Origin of the sequence: Halanaerobium saccharolyticum subsp. saccharolyticum DSM 6643 (assembly GCF_000350165.1) — a bacterium.
GTDB lineage: Bacteria > Bacillota > Halanaerobiia > Halanaerobiales > Halanaerobiaceae > Halanaerobium > Halanaerobium saccharolyticum.
In genome coordinates, this window is the sequence record NZ_CAUI01000005.1 from 71,478 (window position 1) to 94,375 (window position 22,898).

Below are 22,898 nucleotides of genomic sequence, written 5' to 3' on the forward strand. Positions count from 1 at the left end.
GTTTGCTATAAGCAGGGTTTTTTGCTTGCTCTTTGTTATTTATGTTATAATTAAATTTAGCTTGATAAAGACTAAAATAAAATTATAATGTATAAATCAAAATTGTTAGAAATTAAACTATAAATTATACAATAAGGAGTGGAAAAATTGGATATATTTTTAATAATTATGGTTCTGATTTTATTTGCAGTGGAGATTGCTGCAATATTTTTACCAGTTTTACCTGACTCTGTTTTTTTCTGGGCAGCTGTTATTTTATTTAGAGTAATTAAAACAGGAATAAGTTATTCTCCATATTTTTGGACTGGAGCAATTTTAATAACAGTGCTTATATTTTTCGCAGATTATCTAGCAAATGCTTATTTCATTAAAAAACGTGGTGGAAGTAACAGAACTATATTTGCAGCTGTTTTTGGCATGCTGTTTGGAACAATATTTCTAGGTCCTTTAGGATTTATAATTGCGCCATTTATATTAATTTTTGTTACAGAATATTGGCAGAGTAGAAATAAAGAAAATTCATTTAAACTTGCATTAGGAAGTATTTTTGCATTTTTAACTAGTACAGCTGTTAGATTAAGTATGCAGATTTTTTTAATGATCTGGTTTTTTATTGAAATATATTAAATCTTAAATTGCAATATCAAATTGAGATATAAGCAAAAAAATAATGATTCAACTTAACATGATATTTATATAAATAGTTAAAGGAGGAGGCTGACAGTGTATAAAATTTATAGTGGAAGCACAGGCAGTGGTAAAAGCTCAAAATTAAAAGCTGACTATCAGAAATTAGCTTCTGAAATTGGCAGTGAAAAAATATTATTATTTTTAAATTCTGCTCGTTCTGTCAGTCAATTTAGAGAAGAAATTAATTTGAAAATGATTGGCAACTTAAATGTTTATACTTATTTTGGTTTTGTAAATCAACAGCTGAATAAACATTGGCCAGCTGTAGAAAGAAAATATAGTGGGGAAAATCAAGTCATTGAGCCAACTTTTATGAACATAGAGACTTCTCATTTTTTGATGAGCAATTATGTTGCAAAATATAGAAAAGATAAAGCTTATTTTCGCAATATTAAAGCCAGGCCAGTTCAAATTGCGGTACAGCTAATTGATAATTTAAATCTAGCTGCTTTTAATATGCTTGATTTTGAAGAGTTACAGCGGCGATTACTGAGCTGGACTCAAAATGATGATCAAAGAAAAGAATATGCTGAACAATCAATAGAAATCATGAAGACCTTTAGAAATTTTTCTCTAAACTATAGACTGTTTGATTATTCAGCTGCAATAACTTTATTTAATAAATTTTTGCTGGCAGATACAGAATATCTAAATGATTTAAATAATAAATATCAATATCTATTAGTAGATGACTTAGAAAAAGTTGTTCCTGCTGGACAAAACTTAATAAAAACTTTAACTAAATTTAATTTGCAGGGAATTTTCACTTTTAATGAAAGTGGTGGTTTTAACAGATTTTTTGGTGGTAACCCTGCCTCAGCAAAAAAGAAATTTTTTAATTCAGAAGCAGAAATAATTAAATTAGAAAAAAGTTATACAGCTGCAAAATCAAGTAGTAAATTGGCAGCAGAAATAAAAGAAGTAGTAAAAGAAAGAAGATCAAATTTAGTGCAGTCAAAACTTTTGTTAGAAGAAATAGATAATGAATTAAGAGGAGAGATGTTGATTAATGTTGGCAAAAAAATTATTTCTCTGCTTAAAAAAGGGGTTAAGGCTGATGAGATAGCTATTATTTCTCCTAAAATTGATAAAGTATTAAGTTTTAGTTTAGAACAGATTTTAGAGAAAAATGGTTATCAATTAAGTAATTTTAACCGTTCTAAACGTTTAATAGACATTCCTTTTGCTAGGGCTCTTTTGATTTTATATTTGTTTCATTGTGGAAGGACAAATATTGTTGGAGTTTCCTCATTACAGCAGGCTCTTTCTCTGCTTTTGGAACTAGATCCTTTACGCTCTTATATACTAGCAGAAGAAATTGCAGCTTCTGGAATGAAATTTATTGATCTTGATCAATCTAATCTAAGAGAGAAGATCAATTTTCAGTCTGCAGAGAAATATGATTATTTAAAAGAATGGCTGCATGATAAAAAAGAAGAAGAGAAATTAGAAATAGAAGATTTTTTTCAATTAGTTTTTAGTGAACTATTGGCACCTTTAAATCCTTCTCAAGAGGATATTTTTGCCTGTAGACAGATGATTGAATCAGTTGCTCGTTTTCATCAAGCAGTAGAAAACTTTCATCACGAAAAAGAGGATTTAAGTGAACGGTATATAAATATGATTTATGAAGGAACTTTAGCTGCCGAAACACTCTTTAAAGGTCAAGAAAAAGAAAAGGGTGTTATACTGGCTTCCCCTTATAAATTTTTGTTTTCTCCAGAACTAAGTGGTGTTGATTATTTATTTTTACTTGATATTTCAAGTAGTGATTGGATGCAGAGTATTGCAAAAGAATTAGTTAATCCCTATATTTATACTGAACAATGGCAGCAGAGTAAAGTATGGGATGATCTGGTTGATCAGCAAATTCGACTAAATCAGCTTAGCGATTTTTTGATAAGTCTAATTTATAAAGTGAAAAAAGGTATATATATAGCAGATAGTTTTTTAAACAGCAGTGGTAGAGAGCAGGAAGGACCACTTTATCGCTGGTTTGATGTGAGAGGAGAGTAATAATGGATTTTAAACCGAGGCCTGGGCAGAAAGAGGTATTAGAATATCAAAATGGACAGCTTGCTGTTCCAGCTGTTCCAGGGGCAGGTAAGACAACAGTTCTTGCTCATCTGGCAGCAGAATTAATTGACACAAAATTAAAGAATGATCAAAAAATATTAATTGTAACATATATGAATTCAGCTGTAGCAAATTTTCGCAAAAGAATTGGAGATTTTTTAGCAGCAAAAGGACTGCCAAGAAGTCGAGGCTACAGTGTTAAAACGCTTCATTCACTTGCTTTAGGAATTATTAAAGAAAAACCTGAAGCAAGACTAATAAATCAAGAGTTTGAATTAATTGAATCAGGCAAACGTTATCGTTGGATTAAAGATCTATGTCGTAAATGGGCAGGAGAAAATAATGAACTATTAAAGCAATTTTTTAATTTAGAAAAAAATAGTTATAGATTTGATAAATACTTAAAAAAATGGGAAGAAGAAGACTTTCCAGCTTTTGTGGCCTCAATGATTTCATATTTTAAACTTAAGCTGCTTGAGGGAGAAGAATTAAAAAATATGGTTAAATACTCAAATCTTAAATCTGCAAATATTTTGACTCCAGCAGCAGAGATATTTTCGGAATATGAATTTAGAATGGCTCAGGCAGGACTTTTAGATTTTGATGACCTGGTTCAGCAGAGCTTGAAACTCCTAAAGGAAGATAATGAATTTGCTGAACGAATTGCTGCTCAGTATGCATATGTGTTTGAAGATGAAGCTCAAGATTCAAATCAAGCCCAGGAGGAAATGCTTTATCTGCTTGCTGGAGAAGAAAATAATTTGGTTAGAGTTGGAGACAGTAATCAGGCAATTACAGGTACATTTACTCTTTCAGATCCAGATATTTTTCGAAGCTACTGTAAAAAAGAGGGAGTTAGGGTTGAAACTATGGCAGTTTCGAGCCGCAGCAGTCAAGATATTATTGATCTAGCAAATTATCTTGTTGACTGGAGTCAAGAAGAGTTTTCTGATAGAGAGATAGATCCTCTAGAAGCTAAGTATATAAAAGCAGCTGCTGTTGATGATCCAGCACCTAACCCTCAGCCTAAAGATTATAGAATAGGAAGTAAAGCTTTTAAAGATTGGAAAACAGAAAAAAAATTTATAGCAAAACAGGCATTACGGAAAGCAGAAGAAAACAATAAAGAAACAACAGCTGTATTAATGCCAACAGGCTGGCAGCTGGAAGAAATAGCAAGAGAAATTAATAAGTTGGGCGGGGAATTTCAAATTGCTGGCAGCAGTTCTAAGGATGTTTTTTTAACAGAGTTAGAGGTTATTTTAAAATTTTTGACTTCTCCAGCTGCATCTGATAATTTAAAACTAGTTTTTATTGAAATTTTTGGAAAAGAAAAACCAGAACTAAATCAAATACTAGAAGAAATTTTAGAAGATAATCAGAATCATGAAATTATTTTCCCCTTATCAGGTTTGAATAGAGATAACTTTGACTTAGAATTTAGAAAAAGAGAAATTTTTGAAGAATTTTTTAAAAGTTTAACACAAATTCAGGGTTGGCTTGAAGCTTCGATGGAATTACCTCCTGATGAACTTGTTTTATTTTTGGCAGAAAGAATCGGTCTTACAGGGAAAAAACTTGCTCTGGCCCAAAACTTAGCTTTAGAGTTTGGTAGACTTTTAAACGAAAACCCAGCCTGGAGATTAGATCAATTAACTGCAGAACTTCCAGAAATAAGAGACCGAATTAAACAGTTTGCTGAAACATTAACTGAAATGGAGGGGTTTGAGTCTAAGCCTGATCAGGTGACTCTATCTACTCTTCATAAAGCTAAAGGTATGGAATGGGATACCGTTTTTATTGGTAGTTTAACTTCAAGTCATTTTCAACATGATAATGATGACTATTTTATGGGAGAAAAATTTTATTTAAATGAAGAAATAAAAAATCCTAAAGCCTCAGCGAGAGCGGAATTAGAATATATTTTAAATGAGAAAAAAGAGAGAAATGCTGATTATAAAGCTAGACAAAAATTGATAGCTGAAAGAGTGCGTCTTCTTTATGTTGGAATTACTCGTGCGCGGCGAAATCTTTTTTTAAGTACTCATAAAAAACATGGTAAGTGGGAAAAAGATCCTGCGTTTATTTTTAGTTCTTTAAAAAAATTTATTGATGAAAAAAAGAGCAGCAGTCGAAAGGAGTAAAATAAATGTCTTTTAAAACTTTAAACGATTTATATTTTTCTCAGTCTGCTCTTTCTATTTTCAAAAACTGCCGCCGGCGTTTTAGATATCGATATCTAGACGGATTGTATTGGCCAGCTGAATGGGGAATGAACGAAGAAGTTAAAAATGATTTAAGACAGGGAAGGCAATTCCATCTTTTAGCAGAAAGATATTATAGCAAAACTATGGGAGAAACAGTTTTGAGTTCTAAGCAGCCTTTACAGTCCTGGATAAATAGATTGAAATCTTTTGCCAGAGCTGAAAATGTTGTTTCAGCAGAACAAGAGCTTCGTTATCAAAAGGATAACTTAAAATTGTTAGCTAAATATGATCTTTTAAAATATAATAAATCTTTAAAAAAATTTATTATTTTTTATTGGAAAACAGATAAAAAAAGTTTATATGAAAAAGATATTGAAAATTCTATGCAAAGTCGTTTTTATTTGTATCTATTATTTGAAACTGGCTATGACTATTTTGCTGCTGAATATGAGCTTGAAAATATGCCAGAACTTATCTACTGGAATCCACGCTATCCAAAGCAGAAAATAAGGATAGAATATAATATTGATGAATTTAAGAAAGATAAAAGTTATTTTGAAAAATTAATTAACCAAATCTTAAAAGAAGATAAATTTCCATTAACAGAGGAATTAAACAAATGTCAATTTTGCGAATATAGACCAATCTGTAGGGGTAAAAAAACAGAGAAAAAGGAAATAATAGAAGATGATTTGGATTTAAATCTTGACTGGGAAGCAGTCGAAGAAATAGAATTTTAATTATTTTTTAAAAATAATATTAAATTATTATAAATAAATTTAGAAAATGGGGTGAGTTTATAGAATAAACTTAAAAGTTTATTCATAAATTTATGTTTGAAGAGCAAGACGATTATCAGCTGCGCTATATTTATCATACTAATCACCATAATAATGCTTATTTAATTGAGCTTAATTTAGATAAATACAACGATCTTTTTAATAGCTGGGATGGTTCTGAGCTTGACCGTAAAGAACTTGATCCTGAGCTAAGTCAATTTTTAGAAAGAGCAAGCTATGAGCTGCCGATAAAAGAAAAGGTAGAACTTTGTTTTTATTTACCTGAAGGTAAGAAAAATAAAAAAATGGAAGCAGACTCTAAAGCAACAATTAAAAACAATTTTAGGATGAATCTATTTTTTATTAATCAAAACTTAAAAAATAATAATAAAAAGATAGCTACTTATATTTTAATGGGTATTTTATTTTTGCTTACAGCTTATTTAATCCCTGAGAGCAAAGATTTGTCACTTCTTATTTCATTATTGATGGAAGGCTTATTTGTAGGGGGCTGGGTCTTTTTATGGGAGGCTTTTTCGATTTTCTTTTTTGGTAGTCGGGAACTTAAAGATAAGAAAAAAAGATATTTTCGATATCTAGAATCAGAAATATTTTTTAAATATACAGATTGAGAGGTTAAATATGAAAATAAATAAAGCTGAAGAATTTGAGCCAAATAAAGAATTAGTTGAATATTTAGGAAGCAAAGAAATTGCTTGTTTGGCTGAAAAAAGAGGTTTGAAATCTATAGAAAAATTGATAAGCTTTATTGAACCAGAAAGATATTCGCCTTTAAATTTAAAAGATTTTCCAAAAATAACAGCGATTGTAGATTTTATTTTAGAACACATTGAAAAAGAAAGTAATATTTTAATCTATGGAGACTATGATGTAGATGGGATTAGTTCTACCTCGATTTTAGTTGGAGCACTTCGTTGTTTGAGTAATAATATTAGTTATCATATTCCTGATCGTTTTAAAGAAGGTTATGGTCTTAATAAAGAGGTATTAGCTTCATATCAGGATGAAATCGACCTAGTTATCAGTTGTGACTGTGGTATCAGTAATTTTGATGAAGTTAAGTTTGCAAAAGAATTGGGAATGGATTTTGTGGTGACTGATCATCATGACTTACCGGAACAATTACCACCGGCAGACTATGTAATTTCTCCTAGGCTATTGCCAGAAGATCATCAGGGGTATTGGTTACCTGGAGCTGGGATGGCTTATTTTTTAATAAAGGCAGTCTTTGAAAAAGCAGGGAAAAAAGGAGAAGAAAAAAAATATCTAGATCTATTATTGCTGGCAATAATAGCTGATGTAGTTCCTTTAAAAGGAGAAAATCGTTATTTATTTAAAACAGGCTTAACAAAATTAAAAAATACAGATCGAATAGGTTTAAAAGCTCTTTATAATGAGCTTGATATTAACCCACTGGAAATTAATGAAAAAACACTGGGTTTTCAAATAGGTCCTTTGTTAAATTCTGCTGGTAGAATTGATAGTGCAGAAAAAGGATTGAAGTTACTTTTGGCAGAGGATAAAAGTACAGCTGCCGGTCTGGCAGCAGAATTAAATCAAATTAATCAGCATCGAAAAGAAATTAGTCAAAAAATATATTTAGAGATAGAAAAAAAAATTAATCCCCAGCAGAGAAAAGCAGTGATTAGTTATGATTCTGATTGGCATCAGGGAGTAATTGGAATTGCTGCAGGAAGAATAACTGAGAATTTTCAGGTCCCAGCAGTTTTGATGACTTCTAATCAACAGAGTGGACTAATAACAGGTTCAGCTCGTTCAATTGCTGGAATAAATATTAACAACATAATTTCTGAGTGTTCTGATCTTTTAGAAAAAAACGGTGGTCATGCTGCTGCAGCAGGATTTTCATTAAAAAAAGACAGGTTGGAAAAATTCAAATTAAGACTGCAGAGATTAATCGACCAGGAACTGGCTAAAATTGATTCTGAACTGGAAATTAAAACTGATTTAAATTTAAAACTAAGTGAGATTACGCAAGATTTTTATCAGAAACTGAGGCTTTTCGCCCCTTTTGGTGAGGCAAATCCTGAACCCTTATTTTATCTGGAAAGTGATATTTTAAGCAGCCGTAAAATTTCTGCTGGTAGACACCAGCGACTTATTTTAGGTAACCAAAACAATAAAATAACTGCTCTTTGGTGGTGGGCTGGGGAAATTGAAAATCATTATACTCAGAAAATAGCCTGTAAACTAACAGAAAATATTTATCGAGGCAACAAAAGTTTGCAGCTTGAAATTAAAGCTTTAGAGCCAAAAAAAAATTCAGATCAAGATTTTAAAATAAATGAAGAAACTAAAAATAAAATTAAAGTAGTTGATTGGAGAAATAAAGATTTAAGCAAAATTAAAACTGGGGTTAAGAATACAGTTTATTTCGCTGAGGGATTAAAAGAATATGATTTTTATCCACTTATAAATCGTAATTATTGTAGAGAAGCAAAAAATATAGTTTTGATCACAATTCCACATTCTATCTCAGTTTTAAAAGAAATTATAATTTTAACTGGTGCTGAAAAAATAATTTTAATAAATTCTAAAACTGAAACTAAAAAATTAAAAGAATTTTTAAATAATTTTTTGTCTTTAGTTAAATATAGTCTTCAAGAAAAAAATGGTATTTTCAATTTAGAGCAGGCAGCTATAGCTCTTGAGACAGCTAAGATCACAATAAAAAGAGCTTTGGAGTTTTTAAGAGCAGAAGCTATGATCAGTTATGAATATTTATCATATCAGGAGCTTATAATTACAAAAGGGGGAGAAAAAGACGCAGGAAAATCTAATTTAAGCAGAAAAAATTTGGAAAAACTTTTAAAAGAAAGCTCTGCTTTCAGAAGGTTTATCAAAAATACTGAAATAACAAAAATAGAAAAATTGATTAATAGAAAGCTCAATTAGAAAGAGCTGTATTTGATTAAAATTAAAGATTTCTTGACAATAAGCTTTTGATAAAAGGAGTAGGCAAATGAAAATAAAAAATCTAAAGTTTTTAAAAGGTGCAAAAAAAGCAAAAGGGTTGACAGTTATTGTAGATGTTTTTAGAGCTTATACAACAGCAGCTTATCTTTTTGATAGGCAAGCAGATAAAATTTTTATAGTCAGTAAAATTGAAACAGCTAAAAAATTAAAAAAAGTATTAGATGACCCTGTTTTAATTGGTGAAAGAAAAGGAATAAAGATAGCTGATTTTGATTATAACAATTCTCCTTATTTCATTTCCCAGCATGATTTTTCTGGCAAAGAAATTGTTTTAAGCACAAGTGCAGGCACTAAAGGTATAATTAAAGCTGCTGAGGCTGATGAAATTATTACAGGCAGTTTTGTTAATATAGCTGCTGCTGCAAGATATATAAAAAATAAAAATCCAGATATAATTTCAATTGTAGCAATGGGTAATAATGGGATAACAGAAGCAGATGAAGATGATTTATATGTCCAAGAATTAAATAAATTATTAGAAGACAAAGAAATTTTAAGTCAAAATGAAATCAAAAATAGATTAAGAACACCAGCTGGAGATAGATTTTTTGTGGAATCAACCCAAACACAAATGCCTAAGGAAGATTTTGAGTACTGTTTAAAAATAAACAAATTTAATTTTGTTATTAAAGCTGAAAAAAGAGCTGAAGATATTTATCAGTTAAAAAAAGAAGAGGTGAGTTAAATGCAAAAATTTTTAATTGTTTTAGTTGTCATTTTCGTCATTTTACTTTCTGCAGCTGTGACAAATCCTTCTCGAGAAGAATTTATAAACTGGGGAGTTGTAGAGATAAGGTCTCAAGCTGAAAATGATATTGAAAGAATTTTTGGAGGAGCAGTTGCTGCTCCGATGTTGGAATTACAAACAGAGTTGGATGATTATGTCTTTTTCACAATTTTTACTTTAGAAAAATCAGATAGCGAGGTAAAATATTTAGGAATATTTAACAGTTTTTTTGCTCTTGATTAAAAATAATTTGACTTTAGAACTCAGTTTAATAAAATAATATATGGATAATTAAATAAGTTAATTTTATTTTAGCTATAATTCAGTTGGAGGAGATTATATAATGGATGATTATTTAATTCGGGCAATCACAACTAATAAAGAAATTAGAGCTTTGGCAGTTAAATCTACGAACGTTGTCAGAGAAGCACAGGAGAGGCATCAAACTACCCCTGTTGCTACTGCAGCTTTAGGACGTGTCATTACGGGGGCGCTATTGACAGGCTCATTAGTTAAATCAGGTGATGAGATTGTTCTAAAAATCGAAGGTACAGGTCCTGCCGGGAAAATTGTTGCAGATGCAAATCAAGAAGGAGAGGTAAGAGGATATATACAGAATCCTAAGCTTGATTTATATCAAACTGATTCTGGCAAACTTGATGTAGCAAAGGCTGTTGGAGCTGGTGAACTTTCACTGACAAAAATCATGAGAATGAAAGAGCCGTATAAAGGCAGTGTACCATTAGTTTCTGGAGAAATAGGTGAAGATTTAACTTATTATTTTACTGCTTCAGAACAGGTTCCTTCTGCAGTTGGACTAGGAGTTTTAGTAGATACTGATCTTAGTGTTAAAGCTGCTGGCGGTTTTATTATTCAGTTATTACCAGATGCTGCTGAAGAAACAATAGAAATGTTGGAAAAAAATTTAGAAAATATAACATCAGTCAGTAAAATGATTGAAGGTGGAATGACTCCTGAAGAATTATTAACTGAGCTGCTGGGGGATATGGATTATAGAATAATGGCCCGCAAAGATGTTAAATTTAAATGCCGCTGCAGCAGAGAACGGAGTTTTGAATTAATAGCTGGTTTGGGTAAAGATGAAATAGAAGAAACTTTAGCTGAGCAGGGCGAAATAGAAGTACGCTGTCATTTCTGTAATAGCACTTATAATTTTAAAAAAGAAGAAGTCGAAGAGCTTATAAAAGAATTGGAAGCAAAAGAAAAGGAAATTCCTGAAGTCGATACTGATCAAATAATAATTGAAGAAAAAGATAATTAAAAAGAAAAAAGCAGAGAGCTATCACTCTCTGCTGTATTTTTTTAGCTTTGCTGCTGTAGTTTTAGGTAGTAAAGCTTTTAAATATATATTGTTTTTTTGATATTTTTCTTCATAAACTTTTGCGTTATTATGAATTTTTTCTACCCATCCAGCTTCAGAATAAGGAAGATCTAATTCTACTTCGATCATTTCCTTACTAATAAGTTCGTTCAATTTTTCAATTACAGAATTAAGGTTAATTCCTTTTAAGGCAGAAATAAAAAGTGCATTCGGATATATTATTTTTAAATCATCAAGCTTTGATTTTTCTAATAAATCAATTTTATTAAAAACTTTTATAATTTTGCAATTCGCATCCTTTAGGTCTCTAATTTCATTATTTACAACTTCCATATTCTTTTCCATTTCTGAGTTTGAAGCATCAATTAGATGAAGTATTATATCAGCATTTTCAACTTCTTCTAAAGTAGTTCTAAAAGAAGCCACCAATTGATGTGGGAGTTTATTTATAAAACCAACTGTATCACTTAGAATAATATTTTGACCAACAGGTAGTTCCAACTGCCTCATAGTAGAATCTAAAGTAGCAAATAATTTATCAGCAGTATAGCTGTTTGTTCCAGCCAGCTTATTCATTAAAGTTGATTTACCAGCATTAGTATAGCCGATAAGTGCTGCAAGAGGATCTTTACGGTTACTTCGTTGGACTTCTCGACTGGCCTTAATTTCTTTTAAATCTTCTTTGAGACGATGAATTTTCTTTTCAATACGACGCCGATCAACTTCAAGTTTACTTTCACCTGGACCTCTTGTTCCAATTCCTCCAGCAAGTCTTGACATCTCTATGCCTCTTCCCTGAAGTCTTGGCAGACGATATTCTAATTGAGCCAGTTCCACCTGTATTTTGCTTTCGCGACTGTGTGCATGTCTGGCAAAGATATCTAATATAACTTGAGCTCGATCAATTACTTTAATTTCAATTTCATCTTCTAAATTACGCTGCTGCACAGGTGATAATTCATTATCAAAAACTATCAAGTTTGCCCCAATAGTTTCTGCAGCTTCTTTAATTTCTCTTACTTTACCACTACCAATATAATAAGCGGGATCAATTTTGCGATCATGATAAGTCATTTTTAAAATACATTCTGCACCAGCAGTTTCTACAAGAAGTTCTAATTCATTTAATTCTCCTTCATTTAGACCCACAAGAACTGCCTTTTCTTGCATGGATTGAATCTGGTACATATTATTATCTTCATTTATTTCAAATTTATTATTAATATTATCATCTCCTATTTTACAAGTTTTAAAAGCAATAATTTTTGATATATACCTATCTTTCTAGTTCTATTATAACATTTTTTAAAAAAATCTAAAAATATTAGTCTAAATCTTTGATAAAAAGCAAGAATTAATAAGATATAATATAGTAAAAGAGAGCTAATCTAATTTAAAGACTAATAATAATGTGAAACTAAACACTTTTGTGTTTGATAGTTATAGTACCATGTTATTCTATAAGTGTCAGTGAGTTAATGAGTTAAAAAACGAGAGAAGAACTATTTATTATTTTAATAATCAATAAATCGATTATATTTTTTACCAGACTTTGTTATAATCTTCACAATTAGTCCAGCAGGAGAATAATTAAGATTAAAGTTGGTAGTAATTTATAAGAGATTTATAATAAATTTGCCCAAATGCTAAAATATACTCTATGCAAAAGATGCTCTCCCCAGAGCATCTTTTTGCGCAGCAGAATATCGTAAAAAGTAAATATTTTTTTAAGATTGAAAAAATTAAGTAATTTTAACTTATTTAATTTTAAAATTTGTTTAAAAATTAGGAGGAATAATTGTGGATGAAATAATAATTTGTGTTGGCAGCAGCTGTCATCTTAAAGGGGCAGAAAAAGTAATAGAAATTTTCAAAGAAGAGAAAGCAAAAAATAACTTAGATAATATTAAAATTTCGGGTAGTTTTTGTCAGGGAAACTGTACTGAAGGTGTTAATATAGAAATAAATGGACAAAAAATAGAGGCAGTTAATGAGGAGAATGCAGGAAAAATTTTTAAAAAGCATCTATTGTCTGATCAAAATGAATGAAACTTTAATTGTTCAGCCTGCAAGTTGTAAGGACTGTCATAAGTGTCTGCGCGAATGTCCGGTAGCAGCAATTGGATTTAAAGATAATCAGGCATTTATAATTGAAGAAAAGTGCATCTATTGTGGCAATTGCATAAAAACTTGTCCTCAGGGAGCAAAAAGTGCCTTATTTGAAGAGGACAAATTGGAAGCTTTTTTAGAATCAGATAGCTATTTAATAGCTTCGTTAGCACCTTCATTTGCTGCTGCTTTTCCAGAGGTTGCCCCTGGTCAAATAATTAAAGCCTTAAAATTAATTGGTTTTGATTACATTGCTGAAACAGCAGAAGCTGCAGCTAGAGTTGTAAAAGAATTTACAAAGAGAAGAAGCAAAATGGATAGTTCACTTATAACATCCTGCTGTCCAGCGGTTGTAAATTTAATTGAAAAACATTATCCTGAATTATTGCCTCAGCTAGCCCCTGTTCTTTCGCCAATGATGCTGCAGTCATCAGAATTAAAAAATAAGTTTGATAGAGCAAGAGTTGTTTTTATTGGGCCCTGTTTGGCAAAAATAGAGGAAAGCAAAAATGAAAAAAGAAGAAATTATAGACCAGATATTGTTATTAATTTTGAGCATTTACGGATGTTGTTAGAAAAAAAAGGAGTTGTGATTTCTGAGCTAGACTTAGCGGAAGTTGATCTTTCAGCTTCAGAATTAACTGCAGACTATGCTCTTTCCGGAGGAGCTGTAAAAGCTGCAGATTTGCTGCAGGCTGATCCAGGTTGTGGAAATAAAGCTCTGCATCTAAGCGGTCTGGATAACATAATCAATTTTTTAGAAGATTTTAAAAAAGACAAAGATAAAATAAAAGTAGAACTTGTAGAACTGCTTGCCTGTTCTGGAGGTTGCATTAATGGTCCTGCTATTAATAACGAGTTAAGTATTCCATTAAAAGAATTAGAAGTACATAATTATTTATCAGCTAAAAAAAGAACTAATGTTAAAAAAGAGAAATTGAATAACGAAATATCAATCAGACGAAAACATCAGAACAAGAAAATGAATCTGCCAAAGGTGCCAGAGGCAGAAATTAGAAAAATATTAGCCTCGATTGCAAAAGAAAATAAGGAAGATGAAAAAGACTGTGGTGGTTGTGGTTATTCAAGTTGTCGAGAAAAGGCTGCAGCAGTTTATTACGGATTTGCGGAAAAGAAAATGTGTATACCCTACATGAAAGCAAGAGCTGAATCTCTTTCTCAAATTATTGTTGAATCATCACATAATGCGATAATAGTAGTCAATGATCAGATGGATATCCAAAAATTTAATCCAGTAGCTAAAGAATTATTTACCCAAAAGAGTAGAAAGATAGAAGGAATGAAATTAGATAAATTTATTGACAGCAGTAATTTCAAAAAAGCCTGGAATCTTAATCAAAGGTTTATCCACCAAAAGTGTTCATATAAAAATAAAAGTATTATAGTTGATCAGACTATATTTGCTTTAAAAGAGCACAGGGTGATAGTTGGTATTTTAACTGATATTAGTGAACAAGAAAAACAGAGAGAAAAAATGCAAAAAATGAAAGAAGTAGCAGTTGAAAAAACAAATGCTGTTGTTAATAAGCAGATGCAAATAGTGCAAGAAATAGCAGGTCTTTTGGGCGAGACAACTGTAGAAACTAAAGCAGCTTTAACAGAACTTGCCGACCTTCTACAAACAGGTGATGACAGATGGAATTAGTTTTTGAAGAGTTTTATAGATCTATACCAAAGTTTGGCGAAGAGGTGTGTGGAGATAATGTAGAAATTATAAAAAAAGAAAACAAAACTATTGTTGTTTTATCTGATGGTCTTGGAAGCGGTATTAAAGCTAACATTCTCTCGACTTTGACTTCTAAAATTGCTTCAGGTCTGCTTGAAAAGGAATTACCGTTAAAAGAAATACTTTCAACTATTTTGGGAACACTCCCGGTGTGTGAACTTAGAGGAATTGCTTATTCAACACTGGCTTTTTTAATAATTGATCAAAATCAGCAACTCCGCTTAATAGAAATAGATAGTCCTGCCGCCTTTTTGTTTAGAAATGATAAGGTTGAAAAATTAGATTATCAGGAGTTTGAACTGGAAGGAAAAAAAATAAGAGAGTCTAACTTTAAATTTCAACGTCAGGACCAGCTTTTTTTGGCCAGCGATGGAGTTACACATGCTGGAATTGGAGGTTTATTAAATTTTGGACTGGGTTGGGATGGTGTTGCAAGAGAAATTGAAAGAACAGTTAAGAAGAATCCAAAAGACTTAAAATACAGCATCAATAAACTGGTTAAGATTTTTAATACATTTTATGATAATCATGCTGGTGATGATTTCACTATTATTGGAATGAAATATAGAAAAAAAAGAAAACTAAATATCTGGAGTGGTCCACCTTTAAAAAAGGAAGATGACAGCCTTTTAGCACAGAAAATTAATTCAGCAGAAGGTAAAAAAATTATTAGTGGAGGCACAACAGCTCAGATAGCAGCGCGTGAGTTAAATAAGAAATTAGAGCCTGGTCTTAAATATTATGATAAAGATATCCCTCCAACCAGCAAAATGGAAGGGTTTGATCTACTAACAGAAGGTTTACTAACTTTAAATAAGGTTCTTTCTTTGCTAAAAAAATATAAACCAGGCCAAATTCCAGTTGAAGGAAAAGATGGAGCTTCTAGATTCACACGTCTTTTATTAGAAAGTGATAGTGTTAATTTTTTTGTAGGCAGGGCTGTTAATGAATCACATCAGAGTTTGAATCTCCCAATTAATTTAGGTATTAGGAGTCAGATAATAAGTCGAATTTCTGAGCAGTTAAGGAGAATAAAAAAAGAAGTTAAAATTGAATGGTTTTAAAATAAAGGAGGTGGATTAGATGTCCCAAAATATTCTGAAAATATGTATAGGAACCCCCTGTCATTTAATGGGAGCTGCAGATTTAATGGAATCAGTAGAAGAGCTCGATAAAAGTTTGAGAGATAAAATTGAATTAAAAACAAGCCACTGTATTGATAATTGCTGTGACAAGGCTCCAGTTGCTGAATTCAATGGCAAAATTTATCAGGATTTAAACCCAGAAAAACTATATAAGATTATAAGTGATAATATAAGATAGGAGATGTTAAAATGAGCATAAATACTATTTCTGAGGTTGTTAAATTAAAAAGGAGACTATATGTTGAGTTATTGAGACTCGTTCAAGCCGGAAATTTAATAGAAGGAATATCTAATTTATCAAAAACAATGATTACTAAAGATTCTCCTCGTTACAGATGCTGTGAATTTAAAGAGAGAGCAATTTTTGATCAAAGAATAAAAGCGGTGTTGGGCTTTAATATTGCCGAAAATAAGGAGAAAACTCTAAAAGAATTGGCATCTTCACTGCCCAGTCAGGTGGAAAATAGAAAAGTAGTTGAAGTAATTGAGACAGCTTGTGATAGCTGTCCGATTGACAAATATATTGTTACAGATGCCTGCAGAAATTGTGTTGCCCATAAGTGTGTTAATGCTTGTCCTGTAAATGCTATAGTGATTATCCAAAATAAAGCCTATATTGATCAAGGTAAATGTATAGAATGTGGGAAATGTGCTTCTGCCTGCTCTTATAATGCTATTTTAGAAAACCAGCGTCCCTGCACTAGAGCCTGTGAACTTGATGCTATTAGTTCTGATTCAAATAGACAGGCAAAAATTGATAGAGATAAATGTGTTAGCTGTGGCAGCTGTATATTAGCCTGTCCTTTTGGTGCGATAACTGAAACAAGTGATTTAGTAAAAGTTGCACTTGAATTATATTTAAATAAGACTAAATTAGCTGTTATGCTGGCTCCATCATTTGTTGGACAATTTGGCTATCATCAAAGTGCAGCTAAAATCAAATATGCATTAAAAAAAATTGGCTTTGCTAAGATAATAGAGGTTGCTGCCGGCGCAGAAATAACAGCTGCTGCAGAAAGTGAAGAGTTAGAAGAAAAAATTGAAGCCGGTGAAACTCTACTTTCTTCTTGCTGTCCAGCTTTTAAATCAATGGTCGAAAATGAGTTTGAACAAATTTCTGATTTGATTTCTGCTACTGATTCCCCGATGGCTGTTACAGCTAAAAGAATTAAAAAAGAAGATAATGAACTGAAAACAATTTTTATTGGACCCTGTATAGCAAAAAAAGAAGAAGCTTTAGAAGATGAAAATGTTGACTATGTTCTAACATTTGAAGAGTTAGTTGCTTTATTTACTGCTTATAATATTAATTTAGCCGAATTAAAGAAAGAAGAAAAAATGAATGATGCTGGAAATTTAGGACGACAATTTGCTTTTGCTGGTGGTCTGAAAAAGTCTATTAGAAAACTTTTAGATTCTGATTATGAAAGTAAACAGGTAGATGGCCTGGCAGAATTGAAAAAGGAACTTTATTTAATTAAAGCGGGGAAAAACAATTATAGTTTTTTGGAAGGGATGGCCTGTGTTGGTGGTTGTATTGGTGGTCCTGCTACTATGATTAATCGGAATAAAGCAAAAAAAATAGTACAAGAATTTGCCGATGATGAATAGTTTTGATCATTATGTTGACACATTTTATAATTTATAATAAAATTAGATTGAGAATCATTTTCAATTTTTATATTTAACTTAGTGATAAATTTCGATATCACTAAGTATATTATACGAGGAGGAAAATAATTGCTCTATCAGGCAGAAAGTTTAAATAAACAATTTGGCAGTGAGCAAATTCTAAAAGATATTTCTTTTGAACTGGAAAAAGGAGAAATAATCACTTTTCTTGGCCCCAGCGGCTGCGGTAAATCAACACTGCTTAGAATTTTGGCTGGTTTAGAAAATTATGATAGTGGTAAAATTATTAATAATGCTTCTCATACTGCCTTTATTTTTCAGGAAGATAGACTGCTGCCTTGGTTGAATTTAAAAGATAATATAGAGCTGGTTTTAAAAGATCATCTTAATAAGCAAAAGCAAGTCGAAGAAAAAACAGCAGATGTTTTGGGAGCTGTTAATCTAGCTAAATATCATCATTATCTACCTAGGGAATTAAGTGGTGGGATGAAACAGAGAGCTGCAATAGCTAGAGCATTGGCGATTGAACCGGAACTACTTTTAATGGATGAACCTTTTGCTAATTTAGATTTTCCGCTTCGTTTAGATTTAATTAAACTTTTAAGTAGGATTTTTGCTAAAAAAAAATTGGGTGGAGTTTTTGTAACTCATGATAGCAGAGAAGCAGTTTTATTAGGGGATAAAATTATGATTATGCAGGATAATCCGGGTCGAATTGAAAGTTCTATTGAAATTACTATACCTAAAGAAGATAGATATTTAGAATCAGATGAAATTAGTCAGTATAATAAACTTTTAAATCATTATCTCTGCCGAAATATGGGAAAAGAACATATGCATCAGAGTTGTAGATTACTTGATAATATAAATTTCAGCTGTGAATCTATAATTTTTAATAAAGAACAATAATTTTGTAGATAATTATCAATTTGGGGGCTGTACAAAATGGGTTATCAGATTATAAAGAAAAGATGTTATTTTATTTTAACCATTATTTTATTTTTATTATTTGGGGCTGTTAGCGGAACATTAGCAGCAGATAATGTTCGTTTTAGTGTTTCGGCTAGTCCATCATCCTTACCTGTATTTTATATGCAGGATAATGCTGATTCTATTAATTTAGATGTATCTATCCATCGCAGCCGTAATATAGCAATTTCCAGGCTTATACAGGGTGAGGTTGAGGCAGCTCTTTTATCTACCAATGAGGCTGCTAAACTTTATAATCGTGAGATAGATGTTCAGATTTTAGGAATTCACAATTGGGGTCTTTTTTATCTTTTAAGCACTAAAAAAGAAATTAAAAGCTGGAATGATTTAAGGGGAAAGAAAATTTATGTACCTGACAAAGGTGGGCCATTGGACATAGTTTTTCAAGAGCTGGCTGCTAAAAAAAGTATAAACTTTAAAACTGAGCTTAAGATAAAAAGAGGAAAAATGCGTGAAGTTGCTCAACTGATGATTAATAACATGGCTGAGACAGCAGTTGTTAGAGAGCCTTTTGTTTCTCAGATACTCTTAAATAACAAAAATAGTAGAATAGTTTTTGATCTGCAGCAGGAATGGGAAAAAGAGTATAATTTTAGAATTGCTCAAGCTGCTTTAGTAGTCCGCAAAGATTTTGCAGAAAACAATAAAGAATTGATAAAAGAACTTGAAGCACAATATAAAAATTCAGTGGAAAAGCTTGAAAATAATAAAAATTTGGCAGCTGAGCTGGGGCAAAAATATTTTGAAATACAGCCAGAGGTCACATTAAAAGCTTACCCGTCTTTAAATTTGGAATATCAAAATATTGCTGAAGTTAAAAATGAAGTTATCTCATATTTAGAAATTTTAAAATCTTATAGTAAAGAGACAATAGGTGGGAGATTACCTGATGAAGAATTCTACTTCAGCTATTAAAAAAACCAAAGAAAAAAATCAGAACAATAAAAAGAATTCATTTTATTATACTTTAATTAGTATTTTATTAATTGCTATAGTTTGGAAAATAATTTCATTAAATTATAAACCAATCATTTTACCGGCACCAGAAAAAGCATTTTATACTGTTTATGAGATGATGCAGACTAAGTCATTTTGGATCAGTTTGGGATATTCATTTTTTAGAGTTTTTAGTGGTTATTTACTGGCAATGGTTATTGGAACAATAGTTGGTGTTGTTATAGGCCTAAATAAAAAAGCTGATAAGCTTTTGAGGCCTGCAGTTTCTATGCTGCAGACAGTACCTAATATTTCTTGGATTCTACTTGCAATTATTTGGTTTGGACTTAATTCCAAAATAGTTATCTTTACTATTTTTATTTCTTTAGTACCGATTTTTGTAATTAACAGTGCTGAAGGTATAGAAAATACATCAGAAGAATATCTTGAAATGGCAGCTGTTTATCGATTAAAACCTTTAACAATCTTTTTTAAAATTTATATTTATTCTATCAAACCATATCTTCGTTCGGCTGCGGTTATTACCAGTGAGAGAGCCTGGAAAATTGGTGCAATGGCTGAATTGCTAAGTCTTGACACAGGGATTGGAGCTGGACTTTACTGGGCACGTAATAATCTACAGACAGAAAGAATTTTTGCCTGGACCATTGTTTTGATTTTAATGGGTTTTTTAAGTTCTAAACTACTTAAATTTTTGCTTAAAAATTGATAAAAACTTATAAATGTATTATAATTGAAATGCCGGGATACCGGCATTTTTCTGTTAAATATGCAGGAAATTATTAACCTAAGCTAGAATATAGAGAGTTAGTGGAGTGGTTTAAATGAAAGTTTATCCTAATGGTGGAGTTTACATCTTAAAAATAAAATTAGAAAAAGCAAAAAGCATTGAAATTGGTGCGCTGGGGCAAAATGACTTTGCAGCAGGATATTATTTTTATGCCGGTACTGCTCAACGTAATCTTGAAGCAAGAATAAAGCGGCATTACAGCAGTGAAAAAAAATTACATTGGCATATAGATTATTTGTTAACTCAGGCAGAACTAGAAAGTGATTTTGTATTTGAGCTGCCAAGTGAGGGAGAGTGTTTTTTAGCACAAACTTTAAAAGATAATGGAGGTAGTATGCCGATCGCTGGTTTTGGAGCCAGTGATTGCAGCTGCAGCAGTCATCTAATTTACTTTTCTTTGTCAAGGGGAAAGACTGTTGTCGAAGAATTATTAAATAATAAAGATTTAGCAGCAGAATTTGATAGTTTTTAAAGAATAATAATTTGATTATAATTAAATACGAAGTTAATAAAATAAGGAAGTGATAGAGTGGAAGATAGTGAAATATTGAAAAATCTTAATCAGGCTCAAAAAAAAGCAGTTGAGCATTATAAAGGTCCAGAACTAGTTCTTGCAGGAGCTGGCAGTGGAAAAACAAGGGTATTGACCAGAAGAATAGGATATCTGATTAATCATTATGAAGTGTCTCCATATAATATTTTAGCTGTAACTTTTACTAACAAAGCAGCAAATGAGATGAAAGAAAGAGTAAAAGATATGGTGGGAGGAGTAAATCGCAGCCTCTGGGTTAGCACTTTCCACTCTTTTTGTGTGCGTATTCTGCGCCGAGAAGCAGAAAAATTGGGTTATAATAAAAACTTTGTTATTTTTGATAGTATTGATCAAAGAAAACTGGTAAAAGAAGTTTTAAAATCGAAAAATCTTGATCCCAAAAAAACAAAACCAAGATCAGTTTTAAATAAAATATCAAGTGCTAAAAATGAATTAAAAACACCAGAACAGATGAGTTCACTTTCAGGCAGCTTTTTTGATAAAACTGCTGCTGATATTTATGAAGAATATCAGAAAAGACTAAAAGAAAATAATGCCATGGATTTTGATGATTTAATCCAGCAGACTGTAAGACTTTTTGAAGAATTTCCAATGGTTTTGGAACACTATCAGGAGCGTTTTAAGTATATTTTGGTAGATGAGTATCAGGATGTAAACCATGCTCAGTATCAGCTGGTAAATTTACTGGCTGAAAGATACCGTAATGTATGTGTTGTAGGTGATCCGGACCAGGGGATTTATGGATTTAGAGGGGCAGATATTCGCAATATCTTAAACTTTGAGGATGATTACCCTGATGTTAAAACTATTCGTTTGGAACAAAATTACCGCTCTAAAGGTAATATTTTAAAAGCGGCCCAGGCAGTAATTAAAAATAATTCTTCTCGTAAAGAAAAAGAACTTTGGACAGATCAAGGTGAGGGTCCTAAACTTGAGCTTTACGAAGCAAAAGATGAGAAAGAAGAGGCTGACTTTATTTGCCGTACAGCAAAAGAGCTGACAGAAAAAGAAGATCTTACATTTGATGATCTGGCTGTTTTGTATAGAACTAATTCCCAGTCACGTGCTTTTGAAGATATGCTGATGAAGTACGGTATACCATATCAGATAGTTGGTGGAGTTCGCTTTTATGAACGAATGGAAATCAAGGATATTATGGCCTATTTGAGACTAATTTATAATCCAGCTGATGATATAAGCTTTTTAAGAATAATTAATCGGCCTAAACGCGGTATTGGTGCTGGTACTTTAGGCAAAGTTCAAGATTTTGCAGAAGCAGAAGGATTAAATTTATATGAGGCAGCTTTAAAGTCTAAAGCCAATCCAGCTTTGAGTGGGACTTATGCTAAAAGAGTACTTCATTTTACAGAAATTATCGAAGAATTAAGAGCAGAACAGGATCAAATTGCTCTGGCAAGGTTAACAGAAAAGCTTTTAGATAAAAGTGGTTATCGACATAATCTAGAAGAAGAAAAAACTTCTGAAGCTGAAAGCAGATTAGAAAATATAGAAGAATTATTTTCTGTAATCAATGAATATATGAAAAGCAGTGAGAATAATACTCTGGCAGGTTTTTTAGAAGAGGTTACTCTAATGGCAGATATTGATTCGATGGATGAAGAACAGAGTGTTTTAACATTGATGACAATTCATTCTGCTAAGGGCCTAGAATTTCCGGTAGTTTTTTTAGTCGGGATGGAAGATGGTATCTTCCCTCATTCCAACTCAATGTTTGAACAAAAAGGCATGGAAGAAGAAAGACGTCTCTGCTATGTTGGAATGACAAGGGCTGAAGAAAGATTATATTTAAGCAGGGCTCAGGTCAGACTGCGTTTTGGAGAAAGAAAAATGAACCCTCCTTCTCAGTTTATAGATGAAATACCGGTAGAACTTTTGGCTGGAGCAGCAGATACGCGTTCTGATATGGCAAAAGAAGAATCTATGATTAATGATGATAATTCTGGAACTGACTATGCTATAGGTCAAAAAATTGTTCATCCCCGCTGGGGAATAGGAATTGTTCTTTCAATTAGAGGGGATAATAATCCAGAACTAAAAATTGCATTTGAAGAAGGTAAAACTAGAAATTTATTAGCAGAATTTGCTCCAATTCAGAAAGTATAGGTAGGTGTAAAG

At 31.6% G+C, this 22,898-nt stretch carries 20 protein-coding genes; 19 read left to right on the plus strand and 1 reads right to left on the minus strand.

Annotated features, from left to right (window positions below; genetic code table 11):
* The first annotated feature begins 138 nt into the window (after positions 1-138).
* The 9 genes from HSACCH_RS00815 to hslO all read left to right on the plus strand — a co-directional run bounded on the left by HSACCH_RS00815 (position 139) and on the right by hslO (position 10,779).
* The gene (locus HSACCH_RS00815) at positions 139-627 is read left to right on the plus strand and encodes a DUF456 domain-containing protein (protein WP_235043975.1); all 489 of its coding nucleotides are present in this window, start codon (positions 139-141) and stop codon (positions 625-627) included.
* Positions 628-723: 96 nt separating this feature from the next.
* Positions 724-2,706 carry a UvrD-helicase domain-containing protein gene (locus HSACCH_RS00820; RefSeq protein WP_005487134.1) on the plus strand — a complete coding sequence of 661 codons (1,983 nt, stop codon included), beginning with the start codon at positions 724-726 and terminating at the stop codon, positions 2,704-2,706.
* 2 nt (positions 2,707-2,708) lie between these two features.
* Complete coding sequence (locus HSACCH_RS00825; RefSeq protein WP_005487135.1) at positions 2,709-4,910, plus strand: ATP-dependent helicase; 2,202 nt, start codon at positions 2,709-2,711, stop codon at positions 4,908-4,910.
* A gap of 5 nt (positions 4,911-4,915) precedes the next feature.
* Positions 4,916-5,713, plus strand: coding sequence for a PD-(D/E)XK nuclease family protein (locus tag HSACCH_RS00830; RefSeq protein ID WP_005487136.1), 798 nt, complete (start codon positions 4,916-4,918; stop codon positions 5,711-5,713).
* A 92-nt stretch (positions 5,714-5,805) separates the two neighbouring features.
* The gene (locus HSACCH_RS00835; protein ID WP_005487137.1) at positions 5,806-6,384 is read left to right on the plus strand and encodes a hypothetical protein; all 579 of its coding nucleotides are present in this window, start codon (positions 5,806-5,808) and stop codon (positions 6,382-6,384) included.
* A gap of 10 nt (positions 6,385-6,394) precedes the next feature.
* Positions 6,395-8,689 (plus strand): single-stranded-DNA-specific exonuclease RecJ, encoded by a 2,295-nt coding sequence (recJ, locus tag HSACCH_RS00840; RefSeq protein WP_005487138.1) that lies wholly within the window; start codon positions 6,395-6,397, stop codon positions 8,687-8,689.
* A 67-nt stretch (positions 8,690-8,756) separates the two neighbouring features.
* On the plus strand, positions 8,757-9,455 hold the full coding sequence (locus tag HSACCH_RS00845) for a 2-phosphosulfolactate phosphatase (RefSeq protein ID WP_005487139.1): 699 nt from the start codon (positions 8,757-8,759) through the stop codon (positions 9,453-9,455).
* On the plus strand, positions 9,456-9,740 hold the full coding sequence (locus HSACCH_RS00850) for a hypothetical protein (RefSeq protein ID WP_005487141.1): 285 nt from the start codon (positions 9,456-9,458) through the stop codon (positions 9,738-9,740). It abuts the gene before it with no gap.
* A 100-nt stretch (positions 9,741-9,840) separates the two neighbouring features.
* Positions 9,841-10,779: an Hsp33 family molecular chaperone HslO gene (hslO, locus tag HSACCH_RS00855; protein WP_005487142.1), complete on the plus strand. Its 939-nt coding sequence runs from the start codon at positions 9,841-9,843 to the stop codon at positions 10,777-10,779.
* A 21-nt stretch (positions 10,780-10,800) separates the two neighbouring features.
* Here hslO and hflX read toward each other — a convergent pair whose 3' ends face one another.
* Positions 10,801-12,009 (minus strand): GTPase HflX, encoded by a 1,209-nt coding sequence (gene hflX, locus HSACCH_RS00860; RefSeq protein WP_005487143.1) that lies wholly within the window; start codon positions 12,007-12,009, stop codon positions 10,801-10,803.
* A gap of 630 nt (positions 12,010-12,639) precedes the next feature.
* Between hflX and HSACCH_RS00865 the strand changes: the two genes are divergently transcribed.
* The 10 genes from HSACCH_RS00865 to pcrA all read left to right on the plus strand — a co-directional run bounded on the left by HSACCH_RS00865 (position 12,640) and on the right by pcrA (position 22,886).
* Positions 12,640-12,888 carry a (2Fe-2S) ferredoxin domain-containing protein gene (locus HSACCH_RS00865; protein WP_005487144.1) on the plus strand — a complete coding sequence of 83 codons (249 nt, stop codon included), beginning with the start codon at positions 12,640-12,642 and terminating at the stop codon, positions 12,886-12,888.
* Positions 12,881-14,614, plus strand: coding sequence for a [Fe-Fe] hydrogenase large subunit C-terminal domain-containing protein (locus tag HSACCH_RS00870; RefSeq protein WP_005487145.1), 1,734 nt, complete (start codon positions 12,881-12,883; stop codon positions 14,612-14,614). Before HSACCH_RS00865 ends, HSACCH_RS00870 begins: the two co-directional genes overlap by 8 nt.
* A complete protein-coding gene (locus HSACCH_RS00875; protein WP_005487146.1) occupies positions 14,605-15,759 on the plus strand; it encodes a SpoIIE family protein phosphatase in 1,155 nt (384 codons plus the stop codon). The genes HSACCH_RS00870 and HSACCH_RS00875 overlap by 10 nt, the downstream gene beginning before the upstream one ends.
* Before the next feature lie 19 nt (positions 15,760-15,778).
* Positions 15,779-16,018 (plus strand): NAD(P)H-dependent oxidoreductase subunit E, encoded by a 240-nt coding sequence (locus HSACCH_RS00880; RefSeq protein WP_005487148.1) that lies wholly within the window; start codon positions 15,779-15,781, stop codon positions 16,016-16,018.
* Between the two features lie 11 nt (positions 16,019-16,029).
* Positions 16,030-17,451 (plus strand): monomeric [FeFe] hydrogenase, encoded by a 1,422-nt coding sequence (locus HSACCH_RS00885; protein WP_005487149.1) that lies wholly within the window; start codon positions 16,030-16,032, stop codon positions 17,449-17,451.
* A gap of 129 nt (positions 17,452-17,580) precedes the next feature.
* Positions 17,581-18,381 (plus strand): ABC transporter ATP-binding protein, encoded by an 801-nt coding sequence (locus HSACCH_RS00890; protein WP_005487151.1) that lies wholly within the window; start codon positions 17,581-17,583, stop codon positions 18,379-18,381.
* Positions 18,382-18,417: 36 nt separating this feature from the next.
* Positions 18,418-19,377, plus strand: a complete 960-nt coding sequence (locus HSACCH_RS00895) for an ABC transporter substrate-binding protein (RefSeq protein WP_005487152.1) — start codon at positions 18,418-18,420, stop codon at positions 19,375-19,377.
* Complete coding sequence (locus HSACCH_RS00900; RefSeq protein ID WP_005487154.1) at positions 19,352-20,128, plus strand: ABC transporter permease; 777 nt, start codon at positions 19,352-19,354, stop codon at positions 20,126-20,128. The genes HSACCH_RS00895 and HSACCH_RS00900 overlap by 26 nt, the downstream gene beginning before the upstream one ends.
* A 115-nt stretch (positions 20,129-20,243) precedes the next feature.
* A complete protein-coding gene (locus HSACCH_RS00905; RefSeq protein ID WP_005487155.1) occupies positions 20,244-20,681 on the plus strand; it encodes a GIY-YIG nuclease family protein in 438 nt (145 codons plus the stop codon).
* A 57-nt stretch (positions 20,682-20,738) separates the two neighbouring features.
* Positions 20,739-22,886 carry a DNA helicase PcrA gene (gene pcrA / locus HSACCH_RS00910; RefSeq protein WP_005487156.1) on the plus strand — a complete coding sequence of 716 codons (2,148 nt, stop codon included), beginning with the start codon at positions 20,739-20,741 and terminating at the stop codon, positions 22,884-22,886.
* Positions 22,887-22,898: the final 12 nt, after the last annotated feature.

Coding starts and splice junctions, on each gene's coding strand:
- HSACCH_RS00900 (WP_005487154.1), top strand. CDS start 19,352: ATGAAGAATTCTACTTCAGCTATTAAAAAAACCAAAGAAAAAAATCAG.
- HSACCH_RS00825 (WP_005487135.1), top strand. CDS start 2,709: ATGGATTTTAAACCGAGGCCTGGGCAGAAAGAGGTATTAGAATATCAA.
- HSACCH_RS00875 (WP_005487146.1), top strand. CDS start 14,605: ATGGAATTAGTTTTTGAAGAGTTTTATAGATCTATACCAAAGTTTGGC.
- HSACCH_RS00880 (WP_005487148.1), top strand. CDS start 15,779: ATGTCCCAAAATATTCTGAAAATATGTATAGGAACCCCCTGTCATTTA.
- recJ (WP_005487138.1), top strand. CDS start 6,395: ATGAAAATAAATAAAGCTGAAGAATTTGAGCCAAATAAAGAATTAGTT.
- hslO (WP_005487142.1), top strand. CDS start 9,841: ATGGATGATTATTTAATTCGGGCAATCACAACTAATAAAGAAATTAGA.
- HSACCH_RS00835 (WP_005487137.1), top strand. CDS start 5,806: ATGTTTGAAGAGCAAGACGATTATCAGCTGCGCTATATTTATCATACT.
- HSACCH_RS00905 (WP_005487155.1), top strand. CDS start 20,244: ATGAAAGTTTATCCTAATGGTGGAGTTTACATCTTAAAAATAAAATTA.
- HSACCH_RS00870 (WP_005487145.1), top strand. CDS start 12,881: ATGAATGAAACTTTAATTGTTCAGCCTGCAAGTTGTAAGGACTGTCAT.
- HSACCH_RS00885 (WP_005487149.1), top strand. CDS start 16,030: ATGAGCATAAATACTATTTCTGAGGTTGTTAAATTAAAAAGGAGACTA.
- hflX (WP_005487143.1), bottom strand. CDS start 12,009: ATGCAAGAAAAGGCAGTTCTTGTGGGTCTAAATGAAGGAGAATTAAAT.
- HSACCH_RS00830 (WP_005487136.1), top strand. CDS start 4,916: ATGTCTTTTAAAACTTTAAACGATTTATATTTTTCTCAGTCTGCTCTT.
- HSACCH_RS00850 (WP_005487141.1), top strand. CDS start 9,456: ATGCAAAAATTTTTAATTGTTTTAGTTGTCATTTTCGTCATTTTACTT.
- HSACCH_RS00845 (WP_005487139.1), top strand. CDS start 8,757: ATGAAAATAAAAAATCTAAAGTTTTTAAAAGGTGCAAAAAAAGCAAAA.
- HSACCH_RS00895 (WP_005487152.1), top strand. CDS start 18,418: ATGGGTTATCAGATTATAAAGAAAAGATGTTATTTTATTTTAACCATT.